The sequence below is a fragment of the Myxococcus sp. RHSTA-1-4 genome (genome assembly GCF_020037125.1).
Lineage (GTDB): Bacteria > Myxococcota > Myxococcia > Myxococcales > Myxococcaceae > Myxococcus.
Genome location: NZ_JAIQDG010000008.1, coordinates 159,287 through 178,546, shown reverse-complemented (window position 1 = coordinate 178,546; position 19,260 = coordinate 159,287). Strand labels below are relative to the sequence as shown.

Sequence of the window (19,260 nt, the reverse complement as noted above, 5' to 3'; positions counted from 1 at the left end):
GGGCTCAGCGGCTCACCAGCCGGCTCCAGCCGCGCGTCAGCACCTCCGGGCGGAGCGACGCCAGCGCACGGGCCTGCTGGCGCTGCGCGGAGGTCCACAGCCGGGTCTCCACGCAGAGGGCGCCACCGCTGCGCATGGCCAGCTCCCAGGCGAGCCCGGGGCGGCGCCGCATCGACTCGCCTTCGAGGGCGCTGGCGAGCCGGTCCACCGTCAGGAGCGCGCCCCGCAGGTAACGGCCCTCGGCCGCGAAGCCCCCACGCACGCTCGTCCACCACCGCTCCACCGCCTTCCCATCCACGCGGCCGGGAGGGGCGAGGGGCCGCGGAAGCAGCTCCCGGAGGTCCTCCACGGGAGTCTCGGGTTCCTCCTCCTCGTCCTCCGGTGGGGGCTCCGGCAGGAGGTGCGGGGGAGCCAGTGGAAGGCCGGTGATGGCGGCGAAGGACTCCGCGGCGAGTGCGCCCAGGCTTTCGTCCTGAAGCAGGGGGAGCAGCGCCTCGGCGGCGGCGAGCCTGCCGCTGAAGCCGAGCGCCCAGAGGACCTCCTCTCGGGCCTCGGGGTCCGCCAGCCGTCCCACCAGCGTCTGCGAATCCCGGGACTCCCCCGCCACCGCGAGGGCCAGGAGCGCGGCCCTGGGGACGGGCTCTCGTGACGTGGCCCTTCTCCGCGCCTGCTCCCAGGCCGCGCGAGAGCCCAGCAGCAGTCCTGTCTCCAGCGCCGCGTCCCGCACGGCGGGCAGTGTGTGCTCCAGTCCCCGTGCCAGCAGCGTGTCGGCCACCGTTCCCGGCGCGAAGGCCGCCGCGCGGAGGGCCTCGGCATGGAGGGCTGGCTCCGCCTCGACGTCCAGCCCTCCGAGCACGGCGGAGGCGCTCACGTGCTGGAGGCGCAGCACGCGGAGCAGCCCGGCCTGGAGCGCCGGGGCCTGACGGGGCAGGACCTGGAGCACCCAGGCCTGGAACTCCGTGCGCCCGGACAGCTCCAGCGCGCGGAGCACGCCGGGGGCGATGGCCTCGGGGGCGTCCTCCATCCGCTGGAGGAGATGCCCACGCCAGTTCGAGTCCTCCGCCGCGAGCAGCGTCCAGGCCGAGGCGGCAACGAGCGCCGGCTCTTCCGACTCCAGCGCGGGCAGCAGGAATCGTTGGGCGGCGGGGGCGCCAGCCACCACGAGCGCATCGAGGTGGGCGTGCAGGCGCCCCTCGTCTCCTCCGGCGACGTCTTCCAGCGTGAGGGCGGAATCCCACAGCCCGCGCTCCCACTGCGTCCAGAGGAACTCCGCCTCCTCGAGGTGACGCTCCAGCAGCTCCCAGCGGATGGCGGGACGGCGTGACAGGGGAGGCGTCACAGTTCCTTGTCGCAGACCAGGCACTTCGCCTTCATGTCGTCCTTGCCGAGCGCGATGACCGGCCCCTGGAGCAGGGGCGCGGGCGGGGTGTTCTTGTCGTTGTGCAGCATCAGGTCGAAGGTCCGCGCCACGCTCTTTCCCTCGAACTTCACGTCGAAGGAGTAGTTGACGAACTCGGCCTTGCCCTTGGTCTTGCCGGACACGACGCCGCCACCCGCGGAGCCGGCCTCGTCTCCGTTGCTGGTCTTGAAGTTCGAGTCCTCCACGCACACGGGCTTGCCATCCACGGAGACCTTCTTGGTGCCCTTGTCCGTGTCCGAGGACATCGCCACGTTGGGGTAGGGGATGGGAATGGGACCGCCCGGGCTGGGCGTCTTGCACACGTCCGGGAAGGCGATGGTGTTTCCGTGGGTGTCCTTGTGGACGACGGACAGCTTGTTCACACCGACGGTGGCACTCATGGCTCGTGACTCCCGGTGGGCATGGCCCGCCTTGCTTGCCGGGAGTGTAGCGCCGCACCCCGCGAGACACGAGTGGGGCACTGGTCCGCTGTCAGGTGGCGTGGAACACTTCCCCGGCGCCCGGGTTCATCCGGGGGCGCTCCGCCGTGGGAGGCCAGGACGCGCATGTCTGGATGGGTGAAGGCCGTGGGGATGGTGTCGTCGCTGGGCGGGCTCCTCCCGGCCGCCGCGGCGTTTCGGGCCGGGATGGCGATGCCCTCCGCGGCGCCGGACTTCGAGCTCTTCCTGAAGGGAGACGAGGAGCCGAGCCCTGTCTCCGTGCACGCGGCGGGCGCGGCCACCCTGGGCTTCTCCGGCGTGGGCCGGCTGGTGGCCCTGTTGGTGGAGGCGCTGGTGGACCTGGGCGCCCGGGAAGACTTGCGGGCACCAGGCGCTGGTGTGGGCCTCTACCTGGTGTTGCCAGACCCGGAGGAGCGGGGCTTCACCACGAGCAAGGAGCCCGACGAAGAGGACCCGGACGCGGTGTCCGAGCGCGTGTCGCTTCTGGTGGACCGGCTGGTGAAGGGCGCGTGGCAGGGGCTGGGGTTGCCCACCTGGCGTGGACCGGTGCGTGCGTTTCACGCGGGCAACGTTGCCTTCGCCCAGGCGCTGGCCGCCGCGGAGGAGGACCTGCGGAACCGGAAGGTGGAGACCGCGCTCCTCTGCGCGGTGGACAGCCTGCTCCCACAGGAGACGTTGCAGCTGCTGAACCAGCAGCGCCGTCTCAAGACACCGGGCCGGCCCACGGGGCTCATGGCGGGCGAGGCGGCCGTGGCGCTGGTGCTCACGCGAGAGCCTCCCGCGGAGCCGGGCGTGACGGTGGTGCGGGTGGCGGAGGGGCGTGACGCCCGGCCACTGGACGCCGAGCAGCCTCCGGACGGGCAGGAACTGACGCGCCAGGTGCTCGCGGCGCTGGGGCCGCTGGCGCCGGACACACCTCCGCCGCTGCTCGTGTCGGACCATGATGGTCAGTACGCGCGTGCCTACGAGTGGGGAATGCTCCAGGTGAGGCTGCGCGACAGGGACGCACGCTTCGAGCGATGCGCGGTGTGGATGCCGGCCAAGGGCTTCGGGCACACGGGCGTGGCGTCGGGAGCGGTGGCCACGGCCCTCGCGTTCCGGGCGTTGCAGCGGGGCTACGCACCCGCGCCCTCCATCCTGGTGCTCTCCTCGGCGGATGCGGGGGAGCGCGCCGTCATCCACCTGGCCGCCGCGCGGAAGCGGGGCGCGTAGGCTGGGCACGGCGCGCGGGCAGGTTCAGAGCTCCAGGCCGTTCCAGCCCTCGGCATCGTAGACCTTGAAGCCGGTCAGCCCGGCCTGCACGAAGGCCGCGTGCACGTCCTCGCGGATGAGGATGAGGCGGCGCTCCATGGTGCAGCGGAATATCTTCGCCTGGGGGTTGATGGTGGCCGGCTTGAGCGCCAGCTTCTTGATGCGGCCGATCTGATCCTTCTCGATCGGGTCCATCCTGTAGACGGAACGCTCCATGTCAATGGCGTCCTCGGCGCCTTGCAGGTTGAGGAAGGCGTAATCCTTGCCGACGACGTTGCCCTTGTGGTCCTTGACCACGACGGGCAACCACTCGGCGTTGGTGACCTCCAGCGACTCGATGAGCTTGCGCGCCCGGCCCGAGACGAGCAGGTCGCTCATCAGGTTGGGCTGGAAGTCGTACAGGTTCCGGTCATCGGGGTAGTTATCGGAGAAGGAGACCTCGCCGCCCATGGGAAACTCCCTGGCGAGGCTGATGCCTTTGTCGAACTTCCAGTCCGTTGGGCTGCCACGAGGGTACTCCTCGATGAAGCCCGCTTCTGCAGCCATGACCTTGAGGACGAAGTACTTCATGGAGGGACTTGTCTTTCGTTAGGGCTCTTCTTCGGGTTCTGACTCCTCCGCCTCTTCCAGCCAGCGCAGGAATCGCACGGCGCCCACCATGGCCAGCACGGGCTGCCCTTCCTCGTCGACGAAGCGGATGGCGTCGCGCTCGTCCGAAAGGGCCACCTGGACGCAGTACATCGCCATGTCCTTGCCCGGCCGGACCAGGTCCTTCATCCGGGCGCTGAGCACGCGTGGGTGCGCGTCCACCACCTCGTCGTAGACCTCGTCCAGGGGCAGCAACACACCGCGCTCCCCCTCACGGGCCGTGACGAAGCACGGCCGCTGCTCTTCCAGCACCCGCCTGACGATGTCGGCGGGCTGCTCCTTCAGGCAGTTGGCTTCGAACATGGCGCGCTCAGAGTTCCAGGCCGTTCCAGCCCTCGGCGTTGTAGACCTTGAAGCCGGTCAGTCCCGCCTGCACGAAGGCCGCGTGCACGTCCTCGCGGATGAGGATGAGGCGGCGGTGCGTGGTGCAGCGGAACATCTTCGCCTGAGGATGGATGGCGTCGTACTTGAGCGCCAGCTTCTTGACCCGGCTGATCTGATCCTTGGCGATGGCGTTCATCCTGTAGACGGAACGCTCCATGTCAATGGCGTCTTCGGCGCCTTGCAGGTTGAGGAAGGCGTAATCCTTCCCAACGGCGTTGCCTTTGTGGTCCTTGACCACGACGGGCAGCCACTCGGCGTTGGTGACCTCCAGGGACTCGATGACCTTGCGTGCCCGGCCCGAGACGAGCAGGTCGCTCATCAGGTTGGGCTGGAAGTCATGCAGGTCGCGGGCATCGGGATAATTGTCGGAGAAGGAGACCTCGCCGCCCATGGGGAACTCGCTGGCGAGGCTGATGCCTTTGTCGAACTTCCAGTCAGCGGGGCTGTTGCGGGGGTAGGCATCAATGAAACCCGCGTCGGCGCCTTGGACCTTGAAGACGAAGTATTTCATGGGAGGTACGACCTTCCTTCCATTCAGTAGAGGGAACCCCACTCGTAGCGGCTCTTGGCGTTCTTGCCCTTGGGGGCATAGCGCACCAGGTCATGTTTGTACTCCTTGCCAGCGGTGACCGACGCCACGACGGCTCGACTCAAGTCCACGAGGAGGTCCCAGTAGTCTTCTTCCAGGCCCTTCAATTGCTCGAAGATGTCCGCCACGAGTGCCTTGTGGTCCTGCTTGGCGTCGATCTTCTCTTGGATGTCCTTCGCGATGACCCTCATGTCCTTCATGACCTGCTGCGTGTAGTTGGGGTGGTCACCCGGGTGCTGAAGGAGCGCGTGGACCGGCACGGCCCAGGCCTGGTCCGGCAGCATGATGATGTTGTGGCCGTGGTTGAGGTTGTAGTCGGACTGGAGGATGAGGCGGATCTGCCGGTAGGTGAAGACCGGCCCATCCTTCAGCTCATAGTAGAAGGCGGAGCCGGGCAGGATGTGGTGGGCCTCCCACGCATACGGGTACTTCTGGAGCGCGGGCTTCTTGTCCTTGTCCCTGGCCTTCGGGTTGAAGTTCTCCGGGGGGCCTCCCGGGAACTCGGCCGTCTGGCGTACGAGGTCGCGAATCTCGTCCAGGTAGGCGTGGTCGAAGACGCGGTACACGCCCCGTCCGTCCTGCGCCGCGATGTAGTCGGACCCGTTCTGCGCGTAGGCGTCGTCCTTGCCGAGCACTCCGCGCGGAGGGGCGTTGCTGTCCACGTGGTCCGCGTCGTCCGCGGCCGCATCCGTGGGCTTGGGCTTCTTCTTCTTCGCCGCCTTGGCCGCCTCGTATTTGCGGTCCCTGCTCCGCTCGTAGATGGACAGGAGCTTCTGCGCCAACGCCGTGTTCATCTCATTCGCACTGAGCTCGGACATGCGCGCACCTGCCTGGAGCGAGACCGGCGGAAGGGCGGCGGTCTCATCAGGGGCATGGTGCCTGAATGCCCGCTTCCAGGCTACGCTCCCCCTCCGTCCTCCCATGGCCCGTCTGATTTCACTGCGCGCCGACGCGGCCGCTTCACTCGGTGAGCGGCTGCGCCGGCTCAATCCCGGAGCCGACCGTCCCCGCCTGCTCGCCTGGCTGGACGGCGTCACCCTGGATTTCCACATCATCGCCGTGGCCACACTGCTGGTGGACGGCAACCCGCAGGGCTTCTTCCTCAACCTCTGCCGGATGGCGGAGAACGCGCGCCGCATGCAGGAGCTGCTGAAGGGCCGCGGGCTGGCGCCTCCTCCGGCCCGGCGCGATACCCCGCTGCTCGGCGCGCTCGCGGCCGGCCACTTCGCCCTCGCGGACGCCGTGGCCGCCGGGTCCGCCACGCAGTGGCAGCAGGGCGCTGAGTACGAGGACGAGTTCCTCTGGGCCCGCGCGCTCCAGCTCCTCGCCCGCACGCCGCCCCCCTCGCCGGTGGCGCTGGAGCACGTGCTCGTTCCGCTGGAGCAGGTGGGAAAGGAGTCCTACTCCAGCCGGGTGGCGCTGGCGCGGGCGCTGGTGGCGCAAGACAGGGCCGGCTTCGCCGAGGCCTTCGCCGCCGCGTGCCTGGACCACGGCATCACCATCGAAAAGCGCGCCCGCTCGGTGGCCACGCCGGTGACGGCGTTCGCCCCACACCGGTTCATCTGGCTGGAGGGGCTGGCGCTGCTGCGCCTCGCGGAGCGCGCCGGCATCGCCCCCGAGGACACCGACTTCCGCTACTGCCCCCCGCTGGCCCGGGTGCCGATGACGGTGACGTACTCGGGAGACTGGGCCCTCCAGTCCACGCCGGCGCCGTGAGCCGCCTCAGGCCGGACCCGCGGGCTGCCCGGGGGCGAGTCCTTCCGCGCCCTCGCAGGTCACCTGGATGGCGCGCAGCTCCGTCGGCTCGCGCCGCAGCGGGAAGGTGCCCCGCCAGGTGAGGAAGAGCCTCATCGCGTCCGTGTCCAGGACGACGGTGTCCAGCTTCAGCTCCAGGTCCACGTCATCCAGGTCCTGGGCCCGCGTGGCCAGCACCCGTACGGGCGGCAGCGCCGGGAGCCGGAAGCTCAGCGGCCCCCGCGGCGTGACGTGCGCGAGCAGGACGGGCTCGCCTCCGCGGAGGTAGCCCGGCACGAGCTGGTCCTGGGGTGCGCCGTTGAGGAAGCGGCGGTCGAAGTCCCGGGGCAGCAGGGGCCGGCGGGACTTCTCCCACGCGGCGTCATGGGTGCCCGCGAAGGCGGCCCGCGGTTGCCAGTGGGGCTCGATGAAGCCGAAGCCCGTGGGCGGAGGGTGCTGGCCCCAGGCCTTCAGGGGCTCGGTGGGGGACTCCAGGTTGGGCAGCAGGAGCCCCTCCTCGAACCGGCTCCCCCGGGCGCGGAAGCCGGTGCCCACCGGATTGCGCGGCTCGAACGTGTCGCGGTCCCTCCCACCAAAGGCGCGCTCATAGCGCAGCGGCATGCGCTCGAAGGGGGCGGGCTGCGTCATGCCGATGCCCCCGAGGCTCTTGAACCACGTGCGGTCCCCCACCACCCGGACCTTCTTGTGCACGGGCCCCACCCGAAGCTCCGCGAGCAGCTCTCGAGTCCCCGGCCCGGGAGCATGGGCATGCCCCACCAGCACCACGTCCGTGGCGGGCTTGAAGAACGCGCCTTCGGGCTCCAGGCGCGGGCTGGGCGTCTCTCCTCCCTCCCAGCGCTCTCCGGCGACTCGCAGCGGCTCCTGCTTCTCCGCCAGTACCGGTGCGCCGCGAGGGCGCAGCTCGAACGTGGCCTTGACGACCGGGACGAACAGCGGGCGCAGCTCCTCGTCGTTGAGGAACAGCGGCTCGAAGGTGAAGGGCGTGAGGTTCTCGACGCTGGGATGCGCCATGCCTCTGCTCTACCAGAGAGAGGGGACACGCGCAGACGGCCTGCCCGCCGGGGCTCCTGGGCCGCACACCAGGCAGGCGTGACCAAGGCCGCCAGCACCGGACGGCCCCGTGTCAGTCGCCCTCCATGGCCCCCGTCAGGGCAGGCCACTGGAGGACACGGCCATGGGAGACCCACGCAATCCGAAGCGGGCGAACGAGCCCTGGAACCCCGAGCGCCTGCGCGTCTCCGAGGCGGAGGTGCGCGCCCTGGCGCCCTGGGTGACGGTGTCGGGCGGCTGGGCCTGGCACTTCATGGCCCCACCGCACGAGGAGCTGAAGCTCTTCCACGACCACAAGGACGTGGACCTCTTCGTGGAGCCCTCGCGCTTCCCGGAGGTGGTGCCGGTGCTCACCGCGCGGGGCTACCACCGCATCTGGACGCGCTTCGACGCCACGTCCACGCACTTCTACCGCTACGCGCGGCACGACTCGGGCGGCAAGGTCATCCTCGACGTCTTCGTCCGGCGCGTGCCCTCCGTGGGGGTGAACGGCGTGCGCGTGGTGGACCCGGCCACGCTGCTCACCTTCTACGGCGACTTCCACAGCACGGAGGACTGCGTGTCGGTGCTCGCCGCGCGCCGGCTGCTCGCCGCGGGCCACAGCCCCATCGGCCGCGCGGAGCTCGTCACCCGGCCCCACTGACGTCGCGGCCCGGGAGCGTGGAATGGAACCTCCATTCCACGCCCCGGCCCGTCACGTCACTGCACGTTGAAGTGGAAGTCGTTGCCGTAGTTGGAGTCCCACGCCTGGCAGCCCCACCGGTTGGTGTTCTCGAACCAGATGGCCAGGTCGCCCTTCTGGTTGAGGGGGATGGACGGCGGCGGCGGGTTGGGGACGGACGAGAAGCCGGCCACCCAGAAGCTCTGCACCGGGCCGTTGTTGAACTTGTAGTAGCCGGTGATGGTCCACCCCGGCGTGGTGCTGTTGATGTTGCCGCGGCACGCCGTCAGCCGGTCGGTGCTGTAGTGGATGGCGGCCGTCTGCCCGTAGGGCAGCGGGTTGGACGACGCGAAGACACTCCAGCTCTGCGACGGTGACTGGAAGGTGATGCTCGGCGTGGACTGCGAGGCGGCCACGGTGCCGAACAGCAGCGCGACGGTGGCAACGGTGGCGAGGAACCAGCGGGACGGATGACGCATCAAGGCGAACCTCCGGGTTGAGGGCGGACTCCAGGGGAAGTACGTACGCGGAGGGCCCCGCGGGCTGTGTCCGCCGGGTGGCGGCTTCCGCGCGGGAATGCCCCTCGCGGGCCTCGGAGTCCTCTACAGTCGCGTCCGTTCCCCCTCGTTACGCCCTGCGCCATGGCCGACTTCTTCCCTGCCTTCTACCGCCTCGCCGTCCGCGTGGACGCCCACTACGACGCACTGAGCCGACGGGTGCGGCAGAGGCTCGGAATCGCTCCGCCGCTGCGCATCCTCCCCTACCGGGGCTACGGCACTCCCGAGCGCGCCGTCATCAAGGCGCGCGTCCTGGAGGACCGGCATGTCCGCCCGCCGCGGCAACGGCACACGCTGGTGGGCAGCGCCGTCGCTTCCTACAAGCGCTACATGACGCGTGAAATCCCCGGCGCGCGTGTGGCGGTGCGCTGGGGCGACAAGCGCTGGGAGGGCACCACCGACGAGGAGGGCTTCCTCGAGCTGTGGGTGCCGCCGCCGGAAGGCGTGCGCTCGGGCTGGCACATGGTGGAGCTGGAGTTGCTGTCCCCGGAACCCCACGGCGTGGCGCGCGTGGCGGCGCCGGTGCGGGTGGCGGGCGCGAGCGCGGCGTATGGCGTCATCAGCGACATCGACGACACCGTCATCGTCACCGGCGTCACCCATCCGCTGAAGCGGGCCTGGGCGCTCTTCCTCACCGAGCACCGCGTGCGGCTGCCCTTCCCCGGAGTGGATGCCTTCTACGCGGCGCTCCAGGGAGGAAAGGGGCAGGCGGCGGACAACCCCATCTTCTACGTGTCCAGCAGCCCGTGGAACCTGTACGAGCACCTCGACGAGTTCCTCGGCCTGCACCACATCCCCGCCGGGCCGCTGCTGCTGCGCGACTGGGGCCTGTCCGCCCAGGGCTTCGCGCCCGGAGGTGGGCACGGGCACAAGCTGGAGAAGATTCGCGGGGTGCTCGACACGCTGGAGCACCTGCCCTTCATCCTCATCGGCGACAGCGGCCAGGAGGACGCGGAGCACTACCGCACCATCTGCCGCGAGTACCCGGGCCGCATCCTCTGCGTCTACATCCGCAACGTGCCGGGCCACTCGCGCCGCGCGCGGGAACTGGAGCGCATCTCCGTGGACATCCGCGTCGCCGGCAGCCAGATGCTCGTGGTGGATGACACCACCGCCGCGGCGAGGCACGCGGCGCGCGCCGGGTGGATTGAGTGGCGCGAGGTCCACGAAGTCGAGGCCCACCGCCGCGAGGACTCCAGCCGGGGAATCCTCGGCACCCGTGAGGAGTGAGTACTTCGAATTCCAGATATGTGAAAAACGGGCACCGTGACTTGAATTTTACTCGCCGGGTGTGGCAAAGGCGCGCCAGTTTATCGGGACAGCCCTGTGTCCCCCCTCCACCCCGAAAGAAGCGAGTTCATGCGTGGCAAGCTGGTGCATTCGTTTCGCTGGGCGCTCCCCGCGCTGGTGCTGGGTGCGTGTGGTCCGACGGAAGTCGCAGAAGAAGCCCTCGGCGTTGGTGAGAGCGCGCAGGCGGTCCTCCATCCGCCACCGGCGCCTCCGAGCGGCGACATCGTGGACAGTACGGCCTTCCTCGGCCCGCTGAGATAACTACTACTACGGGCTCGGGCCCCTGGTGCTGGGAGACCTGCCGGTGAGCAGCGGGCTGGCGGCGGCGATGGCGGCGGGCAACACGCGCTGCGACACGGGCGAGAACTGGTGTGACGGCCTGCTGGACACGTACGAGGTGCCGGGCATCACCACGGTGCCGCCGGGCCTGGACGTGGTGGCCAACGCGGCGGCGTACGCGGCGCTCGGAGTCATGAAAACGCCGGTGCCCCCGAGACGGGAGCACCGGCGTCGTTGCTTCAGGGGACCACGCGGCGCAGCGGCTGCTGGCGGGGCTCGGGGAAGAGCATCTCCATCATCTCCTGGGCGTAGCGGACCAGGCCGAAGCGCTCGCTGGACTTCTTCAGGCGCTCGCCGCGCGCACGCACCTCGTCCGGGTTCGCCAGCATCTCTTCCAGGGCGGCCACATAGTCGGCGGGCTCGGACTGGCGGTGGATGAACCAGGCATCCTCGGCGGGGAGCACCGCGGGGATGGAGGTGTTGGAGACGGAGGCCACCACGGGCAGGCCCGCGGCCATGGCTTCATAGATGACGACCGGGATGCCCTCGTACTGCGACGTCATCAGCAGGCAGTCCGCGCTCCGGTACTGGGGCACCGTGTCGCCCACGGCGGGCTCCATCGTCACCACGTCCCCCAGGTTCTTCTGGCGGACGTACTCGCGCAGGGCGGCTTCCTCGCTGCCGCTGCCGGTGATGTGGAAGCCGAGCCGCTCGCTGCCATGGCGCTGCTTCCAGAGCTCGGCCACCTTCAGGCACATGAGGGGGTCCTTCTCCGGGGCCAGGCGTCCCAGCCAGAGCACGCGCGGGCGCTCGCCAGCGACGAAGCGCCGGCGGTACGCGGCTCCGAAGCGCTCCGTGTCCACGCCCAGGAAGACGATGCGCGTCTTGGTGGGCGACACGTAGAACTTCTGCACGAAGCCGTCCACCGTGTCCTGGCAGATGGCGGCATACCCGTCGATGAGGTTGTTGTACCGGGACGCCGAGTAGGCGCAGTGACCGAACAGCTCTCCCGTGACGGGGTCCTTCGGGAAGGTGTGCGCCTGGGAGATGACGCGCACGCGCTGCTCCAACTGGCGCAGCTTGGGCAACGAGTCGAAGCCCATCTGACTGTTGGCGATGAGCACGGCGCCCACGCCCAGCCGCTTCGCCAGCCCGGCGATGAAGTCATGGGGAGTGTGTGGCGCCACGTCGGGGACGCAGAATGCGCCGTCAATCAGGGGCAGCACCTCGTCCGCCCAGGCCATGACGGTGGGGCGCCCGGCATTGATGGTGGTGACGAGGTAGCGCCGTTGATGGGGCGCCACCCTCCGCAGGCCGTGCAGCAGGTCCACCAGGGCGCGGTCCACACCGCCGTGGACGACCCACGGCGTGATGATCATCAACGCGGGCTCTCCCGCCAGCGGGCGCTTGTCGAAGCGGGGGGGCTGATGCAGCCCCTTGAGGAGCGCCTGGCGCTGCCGCGGGGTGTCGAGCTGCCAGCTCGCGAAGGGCCCTGGGCGGCTGTCGCTGACCGGCACGCCGGTGGCGGTGGCCTGGGACGGCGTGGAGGAGGCCGCGGCCTGGCTCAGGAGGCGGGACTTCACCTGCCGCGTCAGGGAAACGGAGAGCAGCTTGTCATGGGGCCGCTCGCCGATGACGCCGCGTACCAGCTTGCTGGTCCCCTGGCCCACGAGCTGGAGCCCCTGCCGGACCAGGCGCCTGCGTTCCTCGGCCTGGAGGGCCGCTGACATGCTCGCGTTCGCGGTGGGCACCCAGGGCGTGAGCGCGGACGTCTCTGACTGGGACCAGGAGCCCACCACCATGAAGGCCACCGAGCCCGGCGCCAGCCGCCCCATGTGGCCGTCCAGGTCCTCCAGGAGTCCCGCGTCGGTGCGGGGAATGGGAGGACCGTCCACCAGGAAGGAGGGGTGGAGACCGAAGCCCACGCAGCGCAGCGAATCCGCCTGGACCTCGCGCTCGGGCAGGAGGTTCCCCGGCCAGGCCTGCCCGGGGTCGGAGGTGGTGACGAGCCAGAGCATGGCCGGCCGCTGCTCCTGGAAGACGTGGGCCACCTTCTCCAGGAAGAAGGGGTCCGCCCGGAGGGCCGCCGCGAGCGGCACGTCATCCAGGCTCACCAGCAGCCGCGCGAAGGGGTGGCCCTGGAAGGGCGCCAGGCTTCCTTCTCGCTGCACCCGGCCGGACTCGTCCACCAGCCGGAAGTCCTTCAGCGCCTGCGTCTCCAGCGCGGGCCGGAGCGCCTCGCTGGCGGCCGCGATGGCCAGGTACGGGTCACGCTGGCGCTTCAGCTCCTGCAGCCGCTCCTCGTCCTGGTAGATGGGGCGCTCGCGGTGGAGCTGCTCCAGCAGCTCCGCCTGCCGGGAGTTGGACTCCGACAGCATGCTGTAGCCCCAGCGCCGGTAGCGGAAGATGACGCGCTCGAGCACGCGCGCCTGGAAGCCCCTCTCCACGCAGGCGTGGATGTAGAACTCCCAGTCCTCGTACCCCTGCCGCATGCGCTCGTTGTAGAAGACGCCCGCGTCGAACACCGTGCGCCGGATGGCCGAGCTGCAGACCATCTGGTTCTCCCAGAGCTGCCGCCAGGGGTTGAAGGGCGGGCTCTCCCAGAGCAGGGCCTCCATGCCGAAGTGCTGGATGTCGGGATACCAGACGTCCACCTCGGGTGACGCGGCGATGGCGCTCGCGTAGGACTCCAGGGCGTTCGGCGCCAGCCGGTCATCGGCGTCCAGTGGCAGAATCCAGTCACCGGTGGAGGCGCGGATGCCGGAGTTGCGCGCGCCGGACAGGCCGCGGTTCTCCTGGCGGACGAGCTTCACGCCGCCCACGCACAGTTCATCCATGCGCTGCACGGAGTACGGGTCCGTGGAGCCGTCATCCACGACGATGATTTCGTGGGGCGGCAGCGTCTGGGCACGGAGGCTGTCGAGGGCCTCGGCGAGGAACGCCCCCTGGTTGAAGCACGGAATGACAACACTGAAGCGCGGCGGTTGGGCACTCATGGAACAGAGGACTCGTATCGCGACGAATTAGGAAGCCGCGCGCTGCCGCACGGGCTGCGGCGGCGTGGGCGGGAGCAGCAGCGCTTCCAGTTGACGCACCGCCTGGGTGCGGGTCTCCGGAGCGGCGCAGGCCGCGCGGGCCATCTCGATGTGGGCGCGCAGCCGCTCCGGGTCGTCCAGCAGTTGCTCCAGGCCTCGCAGGTAGTCGAAGGGCTGCTCTGGCTGCTCGAGGGACATGAAGAGCCGTGACGCCAGCTCCGGGGACATGCCCCGGCCCGCGGGCGCGGCCATCACCGGGAGGCCGGCGGCCAGGGCCTCCCAGGCGGCGAGGGCCTGCTCCGGACCGAACGCGGGAAGGATGAGGCAGTCCGCGTCGCGGTAGAGCGGCAGCAGGTCCTCCACCGGTGGCACCGGTCTCACCACGTCGGACAGCCGGTGCTGCTCCAGCGCCTGGGGCAGCCAGCCCGCCAGCGGGGCCTGCGGGATGAGCTGAAGGTCCAGCGCGCGGCCCGGGTGGCGCCGCTTCCAGAGGCGGACCAGCTCGAGGAGCATCAGGTGCGATTCGTCGCTCGCGCTCGCGGGATGGAACCACAGCACCCGCGGGGACCGGCCCTCGCCGGGCGGCGGGCGGCGCACGGGCGGCGTCCGCCCCGCGTCTACCAGGGGCGGTGCCACGTGGACCTTCGAGGCGGACACGTAGAGGTCGCGCACGAGCTGCTTCGCCACCTCCTGGGAGGAGACGTAGTAGGCGTCGAGCAGGTTGTTGAAGCGGATGGCGGCGTAGGCACAGGCGGAGGCATTGTCCGGCACCGGCGCGCGCCGCAGCTCGTGCGCGTGCGCGACGATGCGCACCCGGCGGGGCAGCTTGCGCAGCGCCGGAAGCGCGTCGAAGGCCACCCGGCTATCGGAGATGAGCACACCCTCCACGCCAAGCCGTTCGACGAGGCGCGGGAGCTCCTCGGCCGGGCTCCGGGAGGCCAGTCCCGGCAGGCAGAAGGCGCCCGTCAGGTGGGGCAGCAGCTCGGAGGCGTGGGCGAGCCTGGCCCCGGCGCGGGGCTCCTCCTGGGTGAGGAGAAGGTAGCGGCGCTGATGGGGGGCCGCCCGGGCCATCTCCTGGACGAGCTGCACCAGGGCCCGGCTGGTGGGGCCCGGCGCGAGCGATGGGGTGACCACCAGCACCGCGGGCGAGTCCCCGGTGAGCGGCGCGCCGAAGCGGGGGGGCTGCTCCAGGACATAGTTGCGCGTGTCCCGGCTGCGGGTGTCCGTCTGCACCGCGAGGGAGAGGGGGCCGGCTCGCACCGGTCCGCGCTCCTGCGCCGGGAGGGCGGGAGGCGGGGAGCTCAGGCGGGAGCGCAGCCCGCGCACCACTCCGGACCGCATCAACCGGTCGTGCATGGAGGGGTTCAGGGTCCCCTGCGCGAGGTGGTTCACCCCCTTGCCGATGAGCTTCGCGCCCAGACGCAGCAACTGGGTGCGCTCGGCCAGCACGGGGGCCGGAGGCGCCATGGGCGGCGGGGCCTGGGGGGCGCGCGCCACCGGCAGCGCCACACCCTCGGAGGGCGACAGGTGGGGACCCACCACCAGCGTCATCGGAGGCCGCGCGCCCCGGTGCTCCAGGTGGTGCGCCAGGTCCTCGACGAGGCTCTCTCCGAGCCGGGAAATGTCCGGCGCGTCGAGGAAGGCGGACGGCGCGAGGCAGAAGCCCACGCAGCGCGTGGAGGCGGCGCGCGTCTCCTGCTCGGACGGGAGGAAGCCCGGCCAGGCGCTGTCGGGCTCGGTGGTGACGAGCCACAGCACGGGCGGGTTGTGCTGCTGGAGCGTCCGCGCCACCTTCTCCAGCAGGAAGGGGTCGGCGCGCAGGGCCGCGGCGAGCGGCGCGTCCGCCACGCTCACCAGCACGCGCGAGCAGGGCACGTCACCGAAGACGGCCAGGTCCCCCTGGCGCGTCACCCGGCCGGTGTCCTCCACCACGCGGAAGTCCTGGAAGCGTTGTCCGGCCAGGGCGGCGCCCAGCTCCGGGCTCTCGGCGGCCACTCCCAGGAAGGGGTTGTGCCGGCGCTTCAGCTCCAGCAGCCGCGCCTCGTCCTGGAAGATGGGGCGCTCGCGGCGCAGTTGCTCCACCAGCATCGCGCGCTTCGCATCCGCGGCGGACAGCATGCTGTAGCCCCAGCGCCGGTAATGGAAGATGGGCTTGCCCAGGCTGCGCGCCTGGAAGCCCCTCTCCACGCAGGCGTGGATGTAGAACTCCCAGTCCTCGTACCCCTGCCGCATGCGCTCGTTGTAGAGGACGCCCGCGTCGAACACCGTGCGCCGGATGGCCGAGCTGCAGACCATCTGGTTCTCCCAGAGCTGCCGCCAGGGATTGAAGTGGAAGCATTTCCAGACGAAATTCTCGAGCCCGAAGTACTGGATGTCGGGATACCAGACGTCCACTTCGGGTGACGCGGCGATGGCGGTGGCGCAGGTCTCCAGCGCGTCGGGTGCCAGCCGGTCATCGGCGTCCAGCGGCAGAATCCAGTCGCCGGTGGCGGCGCGGATGCCGGAGTTGCGCGCGCCGGACAGGCCGCGGTTCTCCTGGCGGACGAGCTTCACGCCGCCCACGCACAGTTCATCCATGCGCTGCACGGAGTACGGGTCCGTGGAGCCGTCATCCACGACGATGATTTCGTGGGGCGGCAGCGTCTGGGCGCGGAGGCTGTCGAGGGCCTCGGCGAGGAACGCCCCCTGGTTGAAGCACGGAATGACAACACTGAAGCGGGGCGGTTGGGCACTCATGGGACCGGGGGCTATTACCCCACGCTCCTCTCAGCCCGCAAGCAAGGTGCCCGGGCCAGCTCGCTCCTTGCGCGAGGCCCCCTTGTTTTGCAGGAATCCTTCACCGAGCATGCAGGCAGGCTGCCTGCTCCCAGTGAATCCCCGCACGGTGAGCGTGCGAGCGGCCCCTGGCCGCCAGCAGGTCAGGGCAGCGGCCGGCCTCCCTGGAACTGGGCCATGCGGGTGGCGCGCTCCATCAGCTCGGCCTGGACCGAGCGCTTCTCGGCGGGGGTGGCCGGGGCGCGGCGGCGCCAGGTGCCGTCGGCCGTCAGCTCCCAGGCGGAGGTGTTGTCGGCCAGGCAGCGCTCCAGCATGTCGCGCACCTGCGTCACCAGGGTGGGGTCCTCCACCGGCGCGAGGATTTCCACGCGGTGGTCCAGGTTGCGAGGCATCAGGTCCGCGGAGCCGATATAGCAGCGCGTCTCCGTGCCGCGCTCGAAGAGGTAGACGCGCGAGTGCTCCAGGAAGCGGCCGAGCACGGACACCACGCGGATGTTCTCCGACACGCCGGGCACGCCGGGGCGCAGGCAGCAGATGCCGCGCACGTTGAGGTCCACCTTCACCCCCGCGCGGGACGCGTCGTAGAGGGCGCGGATGATGACGGGGTCCACCAGCGCGTTCATCTTCATCTGGATGCGTGACGGCCGCTCCATCGTGTGCGCCATGAGGGTGCGCTTGATTTCCTCCAGCAGCCCCTCGCGCATGGTGAGCGGCGCCACCAGCAGCTTGCGGAAGGACTTCGGCCGGCCGAAGCCGGTGAGGTAGTTGAACAGGTCCGCCACGTCCGCGCCGATGTCCGGGTCCCGGGTGAACAGGCCCAGGTCCGTGTAGAGGCGCGCCGTCTTCGGGTTGTAGTTGCCCGTGCCGATGTGCACGTAGTGCCGCACCCGCTCGCCCTCGCGCCGGACGATGAGGATGGCCTTGGCGTGCGTCTTCAGGGCCGGAATCCCGTAGACGACGTGCACGCCCGCCTCTTCCAGCGCGTTGGCCCACCGGATGTTGGTGCGCTCGTCGAAGCGGGCCTTCAGCTCCACCATGCACACGGCCTGCTTGCCGCTCTCCGTGGCCGTAATCAACGCGGGCACCAGCGGTGAGCTGTCCGACGTCCGGTACACCGTCTGCTTGATGGCGAGCACGTCCGGGTCGGCCACCGCCTCGGTGACGAAGCGCTCCACGGAGGAGGGAAAGGACTCGTACGGGTGGTGGACGAGCAGGTCGCCCCGGCGCATCGCGGACAGCACGGTGCCCCCGTCCTGCGAGTCCGCCTCCGGGCGCAGGCGCGGCTGGGTGACGGGTGTCCACGGCGGGTCCTTCAGCTCGGGGAAGCCGGGCCCGAAGGCGATGGCCGCCAGGTCCGACAGGCCCACCAGTCCCTGCTCCTCGTAGACCTGCCGCTCCTCCAGCCCCAGCGCCTCCACCAGGGGCTCCAGGAGCTTGGGGCTCATCCCCGCCTGGTACTCCAGGCGGATGACGTCGCCGAAGCGGCGCTGGCGCAGCTCCGTCTCCACGGCCTTGAGCAGGTCCTCCGCGTCCTCGGACACGGTGAAGTCCGCGTCGCGGGTGACGCGGAAGACGCCCCAGCTGAGCACCTCCATGCCGGGGAACAGGTCCGCCAGGTGCTGGGCGATGACCTCCTCCAGCGGGACGAAGACGTTGCCCTTCAGCGGCAGGAAGCGGGGAATCAGCTCCTTGGGCACCTTCACCCGCGCCATGCTCTCCTCGTCCGCATCCGGGTCCTTCAGCAGCACGGCGAGGCTGAGCGACAGGTTGGAGATGTACGGGAAGTGCCGCCCCAGGCCGATGGCCAGCGGGGTGAGCACGGGGAATATCTGCTCGCGGAAGCGCTGATCCACCTGGCCGCGCTGCTCGGGGTCCAAATCTCTCGCGGAGAGGATGCGCAGGCCCTTCTCCGCCAGCGCGGGGCGCAGCACCTTCTCGAAGCAGTCGGCGTGGCGCCGGCCCTGCTCGAAGATGCCCTCGTGCAGCTTGTCCAGCGTGTCGCCGGGCGAGGCGCCGTCGGGGACCAGCCTCGCCACGCCGCCTCGCACCTGCTCGTGCAGGCGGGCGACGCGAATCATGAAGAACTCGTCCAGGTTGCGGGCGTAGATGGAGACGAACTTCAGGCGCTCCAGCAGGGGGACGACCGGCGACTCGGCGAGCTGCAGGACGCGGTCATTGAAGGCCAGCCATGACAGCTCGCGGTTGAAGAAGAGCTCCGTGTCCACCGCCTCCGTGCCCGCGGGGAGGACGTCCCGCTCCACGGGCTTCTGGGTGGCACTCCGCCCGGCACCGCGCTTCGCCATGGTTCCGTGACTCCTGGTGGACTCCTGTAAAAAGGATGTAGCAGGCGCGTTCCCTGGGGATTGTAAACTTCCATGTCACCTGGGCTGCCGGGCCGCCGAGGGCATCTATGTCCCCCCTGGAGGGAGGGCAGGTATAAAGGTGGGGCGGCGTGGACTTTCTTGCATCCGGGTTATGAGGTCTGCATGTCAGGCGACGTGAGCACGACAGAAGCTTCCCCGGCCGAGTCCCGGGCGAATTCGGATGCCCTCTTCACGGCCTTCAAGGAAGGCGGGCCGGTGCCCCGCGGGCGCTGGGCGATGGCGCTGATGGCGGCCCTGGTGCCGGTGGTGCTGGGCGTGGGGTTCTGGGCGCTGGCGAAGGGCGAGGAGCACACGTACCGGCTCATCACGCCCACGGGCATCAAGTCCGTGCGCGGCGGCATGTCGACGGAGCAGGTGTCGGCCCTGCTGGGACGGCCGATTACGCTGGAGCGCGATGGCAGCGGGGCGGAGTGCTACCGCTACGGCCAGCCCAACCTCGTGAACCCGCAGTTCCTCATCTTCACGGTCTGCTACGAGGACGGGAAGCTGCGGGACGTGAAGCAGCAGAAGTTCTCCGCCTGGAAGGTGGACCCGGACACGAGCACCTTCGAGGCGCCGGGCGGCGACGCTCCGGCGGGTGAGGGGGCCGCGCCCGCGTCGGCGTCCACGCCGGGCTGAGCCCCGGCTCCTGGGGCTTCGGAACGCCGCTCGATGACCCCGGCGCCGGGGCCGGGCTGTCGCCCGCGCGCTGGCGCAGGGGCAGCGCCCTCTCCTGGGATGTGCGCCGCCGGTCAGGCTTCGT

At 70.3% G+C, this 19,260-nt stretch carries 17 protein-coding genes; 5 read left to right on the top strand and 12 right to left on the bottom strand.

What is annotated here, in order from left to right; all coding sequences use genetic code 11:
- Positions 1–4 precede the first annotated feature (4 nt).
- Together K8638_RS13955 and K8638_RS13950 are read right to left on the bottom strand one after the other, a co-directional pair.
- Positions 5–1,339: a TIGR02270 family protein gene (locus K8638_RS13955; RefSeq protein ID WP_223754999.1), complete on the bottom strand. Its 1,335-nt coding sequence runs from the start codon at positions 1,337–1,339 to the stop codon at positions 5–7.
- A complete protein-coding gene (locus tag K8638_RS13950; RefSeq protein WP_223754998.1) occupies positions 1,336–1,800 on the bottom strand; it encodes a DUF4150 domain-containing protein in 465 nt (154 codons plus the stop codon). Before K8638_RS13950 ends, K8638_RS13955 begins: the two co-directional genes overlap by 4 nt.
- 165 nt (positions 1,801–1,965) lie before the next feature.
- On the opposite strand from K8638_RS13950, the gene K8638_RS13945 reads away from it, so the two are divergent.
- The gene (locus K8638_RS13945; protein ID WP_223754997.1) at positions 1,966–3,072 is read left to right on the top strand and encodes a hypothetical protein; all 1,107 of its coding nucleotides are present in this window, start codon (positions 1,966–1,968) and stop codon (positions 3,070–3,072) included.
- 24 nt (positions 3,073–3,096) lie between these two features.
- Here K8638_RS13945 and K8638_RS13940 read toward each other — a convergent pair whose 3' ends face one another.
- Genes K8638_RS13940 through K8638_RS13925 form a run of 4 tightly spaced genes read right to left on the bottom strand, consistent with a single transcriptional unit; the run spans position 3,097 to position 5,550 of the window.
- The gene (locus K8638_RS13940) at positions 3,097–3,681 is read right to left on the bottom strand and encodes an imm11 family protein (protein WP_223754996.1); all 585 of its coding nucleotides are present in this window, start codon (positions 3,679–3,681) and stop codon (positions 3,097–3,099) included.
- An 18-nt stretch (positions 3,682–3,699) separates the two neighbouring features.
- Entirely contained in the window at positions 3,700–4,062 is a 363-nt protein-coding gene (locus K8638_RS13935; protein WP_223754995.1) for a hypothetical protein, read from the bottom strand.
- Positions 4,063–4,069: 7 nt separating this feature from the next.
- The gene (locus tag K8638_RS13930; protein WP_223754994.1) at positions 4,070–4,654 is read right to left on the bottom strand and encodes an imm11 family protein; all 585 of its coding nucleotides are present in this window, start codon (positions 4,652–4,654) and stop codon (positions 4,070–4,072) included.
- Between the two features lie 23 nt (positions 4,655–4,677).
- Entirely contained in the window at positions 4,678–5,550 is an 873-nt protein-coding gene (locus K8638_RS13925; protein ID WP_223754993.1) for an AHH domain-containing protein, read from the bottom strand.
- Positions 5,551–5,653: 103 nt separating this feature from the next.
- Here K8638_RS13925 and K8638_RS13920 point away from each other — a divergent pair, with 103 nt between their 5' ends.
- On the top strand, positions 5,654–6,448 hold the full coding sequence (locus K8638_RS13920) for a hypothetical protein (RefSeq protein WP_223754992.1): 795 nt from the start codon (positions 5,654–5,656) through the stop codon (positions 6,446–6,448).
- A gap of 6 nt (positions 6,449–6,454) precedes the next feature.
- On the opposite strand, the gene K8638_RS13915 is transcribed toward K8638_RS13920, so the two are convergent.
- Positions 6,455–7,498, bottom strand: coding sequence for a DUF2169 domain-containing protein (locus tag K8638_RS13915; protein WP_223754991.1), 1,044 nt, complete (start codon positions 7,496–7,498; stop codon positions 6,455–6,457).
- A gap of 163 nt (positions 7,499–7,661) precedes the next feature.
- On the opposite strand from K8638_RS13915, the gene K8638_RS13910 reads away from it, so the two are divergent.
- A complete protein-coding gene (locus K8638_RS13910; protein ID WP_223754990.1) occupies positions 7,662–8,180 on the top strand; it encodes a hypothetical protein in 519 nt (172 codons plus the stop codon).
- Positions 8,181–8,236: 56 nt separating this feature from the next.
- On the opposite strand, the gene K8638_RS13905 is transcribed toward K8638_RS13910, so the two are convergent.
- Positions 8,237–8,677, bottom strand: a complete 441-nt coding sequence (locus K8638_RS13905; RefSeq protein WP_223754989.1) for a DUF6209 family protein — start codon at positions 8,675–8,677, stop codon at positions 8,237–8,239.
- Between the two features lie 162 nt (positions 8,678–8,839).
- Here K8638_RS13905 and K8638_RS13900 point away from each other — a divergent pair, with 162 nt between their 5' ends.
- Entirely contained in the window at positions 8,840–9,985 is a 1,146-nt protein-coding gene (locus tag K8638_RS13900; RefSeq protein WP_223754988.1) for an App1 family protein, read from the top strand.
- Between the two features lie 327 nt (positions 9,986–10,312).
- Here the strand turns inward: K8638_RS13900 and K8638_RS13895 are convergent, their stop codons facing one another.
- The 4 genes from K8638_RS13895 to ppk1 form a co-directional block, all read right to left on the bottom strand.
- Positions 10,313–10,519, bottom strand: a complete 207-nt coding sequence (locus K8638_RS13895) for a hypothetical protein (protein WP_223754987.1) — start codon at positions 10,517–10,519, stop codon at positions 10,313–10,315.
- A gap of 44 nt (positions 10,520–10,563) precedes the next feature.
- Positions 10,564–13,320, bottom strand: a complete 2,757-nt coding sequence (locus K8638_RS13890; protein ID WP_223754986.1) for a glycosyltransferase — start codon at positions 13,318–13,320, stop codon at positions 10,564–10,566.
- Between the two features lie 27 nt (positions 13,321–13,347).
- Positions 13,348–16,095 (bottom strand): glycosyltransferase, encoded by a 2,748-nt coding sequence (locus K8638_RS13885; RefSeq protein WP_223754985.1) that lies wholly within the window; start codon positions 16,093–16,095, stop codon positions 13,348–13,350.
- Positions 16,096–16,277: 182 nt separating this feature from the next.
- On the bottom strand, positions 16,278–18,437 hold the full coding sequence (ppk1, locus tag K8638_RS13880; protein WP_223754984.1) for a polyphosphate kinase 1: 2,160 nt from the start codon (positions 18,435–18,437) through the stop codon (positions 16,278–16,280).
- Between the two features lie 183 nt (positions 18,438–18,620).
- Here ppk1 and K8638_RS13875 point away from each other — a divergent pair, with 183 nt between their 5' ends.
- Positions 18,621–19,136 (top strand): hypothetical protein, encoded by a 516-nt coding sequence (locus tag K8638_RS13875; RefSeq protein ID WP_223754983.1) that lies wholly within the window; start codon positions 18,621–18,623, stop codon positions 19,134–19,136.
- Positions 19,137–19,260: the final 124 nt, after the last annotated feature.

What these genes read in the sequence shown, in the direction of transcription:
- K8638_RS13950 (WP_223754998.1), bottom strand. Translation starts at nt 1,800, where the DNA reads ATGAGTGCCACCGTCGGTGTGAACAAGCTGTCCGTCGTCCACAAGGAC.
- K8638_RS13945 (WP_223754997.1), top strand. Translation starts at nt 1,966, where the DNA reads ATGTCTGGATGGGTGAAGGCCGTGGGGATGGTGTCGTCGCTGGGCGGG.
- K8638_RS13940 (WP_223754996.1), bottom strand. Translation starts at nt 3,681, where the DNA reads ATGAAGTACTTCGTCCTCAAGGTCATGGCTGCAGAAGCGGGCTTCATC.
- K8638_RS13935 (WP_223754995.1), bottom strand. Translation starts at nt 4,062, where the DNA reads ATGTTCGAAGCCAACTGCCTGAAGGAGCAGCCCGCCGACATCGTCAGG.
- K8638_RS13930 (WP_223754994.1), bottom strand. Translation starts at nt 4,654, where the DNA reads ATGAAATACTTCGTCTTCAAGGTCCAAGGCGCCGACGCGGGTTTCATT.
- K8638_RS13925 (WP_223754993.1), bottom strand. Translation starts at nt 5,550, where the DNA reads ATGTCCGAGCTCAGTGCGAATGAGATGAACACGGCGTTGGCGCAGAAG.
- K8638_RS13920 (WP_223754992.1), top strand. Translation starts at nt 5,654, where the DNA reads ATGGCCCGTCTGATTTCACTGCGCGCCGACGCGGCCGCTTCACTCGGT.
- K8638_RS13915 (WP_223754991.1), bottom strand. Translation starts at nt 7,498, where the DNA reads ATGGCGCATCCCAGCGTCGAGAACCTCACGCCCTTCACCTTCGAGCCG.
- K8638_RS13910 (WP_223754990.1), top strand. Translation starts at nt 7,662, where the DNA reads ATGGGAGACCCACGCAATCCGAAGCGGGCGAACGAGCCCTGGAACCCC.
- K8638_RS13905 (WP_223754989.1), bottom strand. Translation starts at nt 8,677, where the DNA reads ATGCGTCATCCGTCCCGCTGGTTCCTCGCCACCGTTGCCACCGTCGCG.
- K8638_RS13900 (WP_223754988.1), top strand. Translation starts at nt 8,840, where the DNA reads ATGGCCGACTTCTTCCCTGCCTTCTACCGCCTCGCCGTCCGCGTGGAC.
- K8638_RS13895 (WP_223754987.1), bottom strand. Translation starts at nt 10,519, where the DNA reads ATGACTCCGAGCGCCGCGTACGCCGCCGCGTTGGCCACCACGTCCAGG.
- K8638_RS13890 (WP_223754986.1), bottom strand. Translation starts at nt 13,320, where the DNA reads ATGAGTGCCCAACCGCCGCGCTTCAGTGTTGTCATTCCGTGCTTCAAC.
- K8638_RS13885 (WP_223754985.1), bottom strand. Translation starts at nt 16,095, where the DNA reads ATGAGTGCCCAACCGCCCCGCTTCAGTGTTGTCATTCCGTGCTTCAAC.
- ppk1 (WP_223754984.1), bottom strand. Translation starts at nt 18,437, where the DNA reads ATGGCGAAGCGCGGTGCCGGGCGGAGTGCCACCCAGAAGCCCGTGGAG.
- K8638_RS13875 (WP_223754983.1), top strand. Translation starts at nt 18,621, where the DNA reads ATGTCAGGCGACGTGAGCACGACAGAAGCTTCCCCGGCCGAGTCCCGG.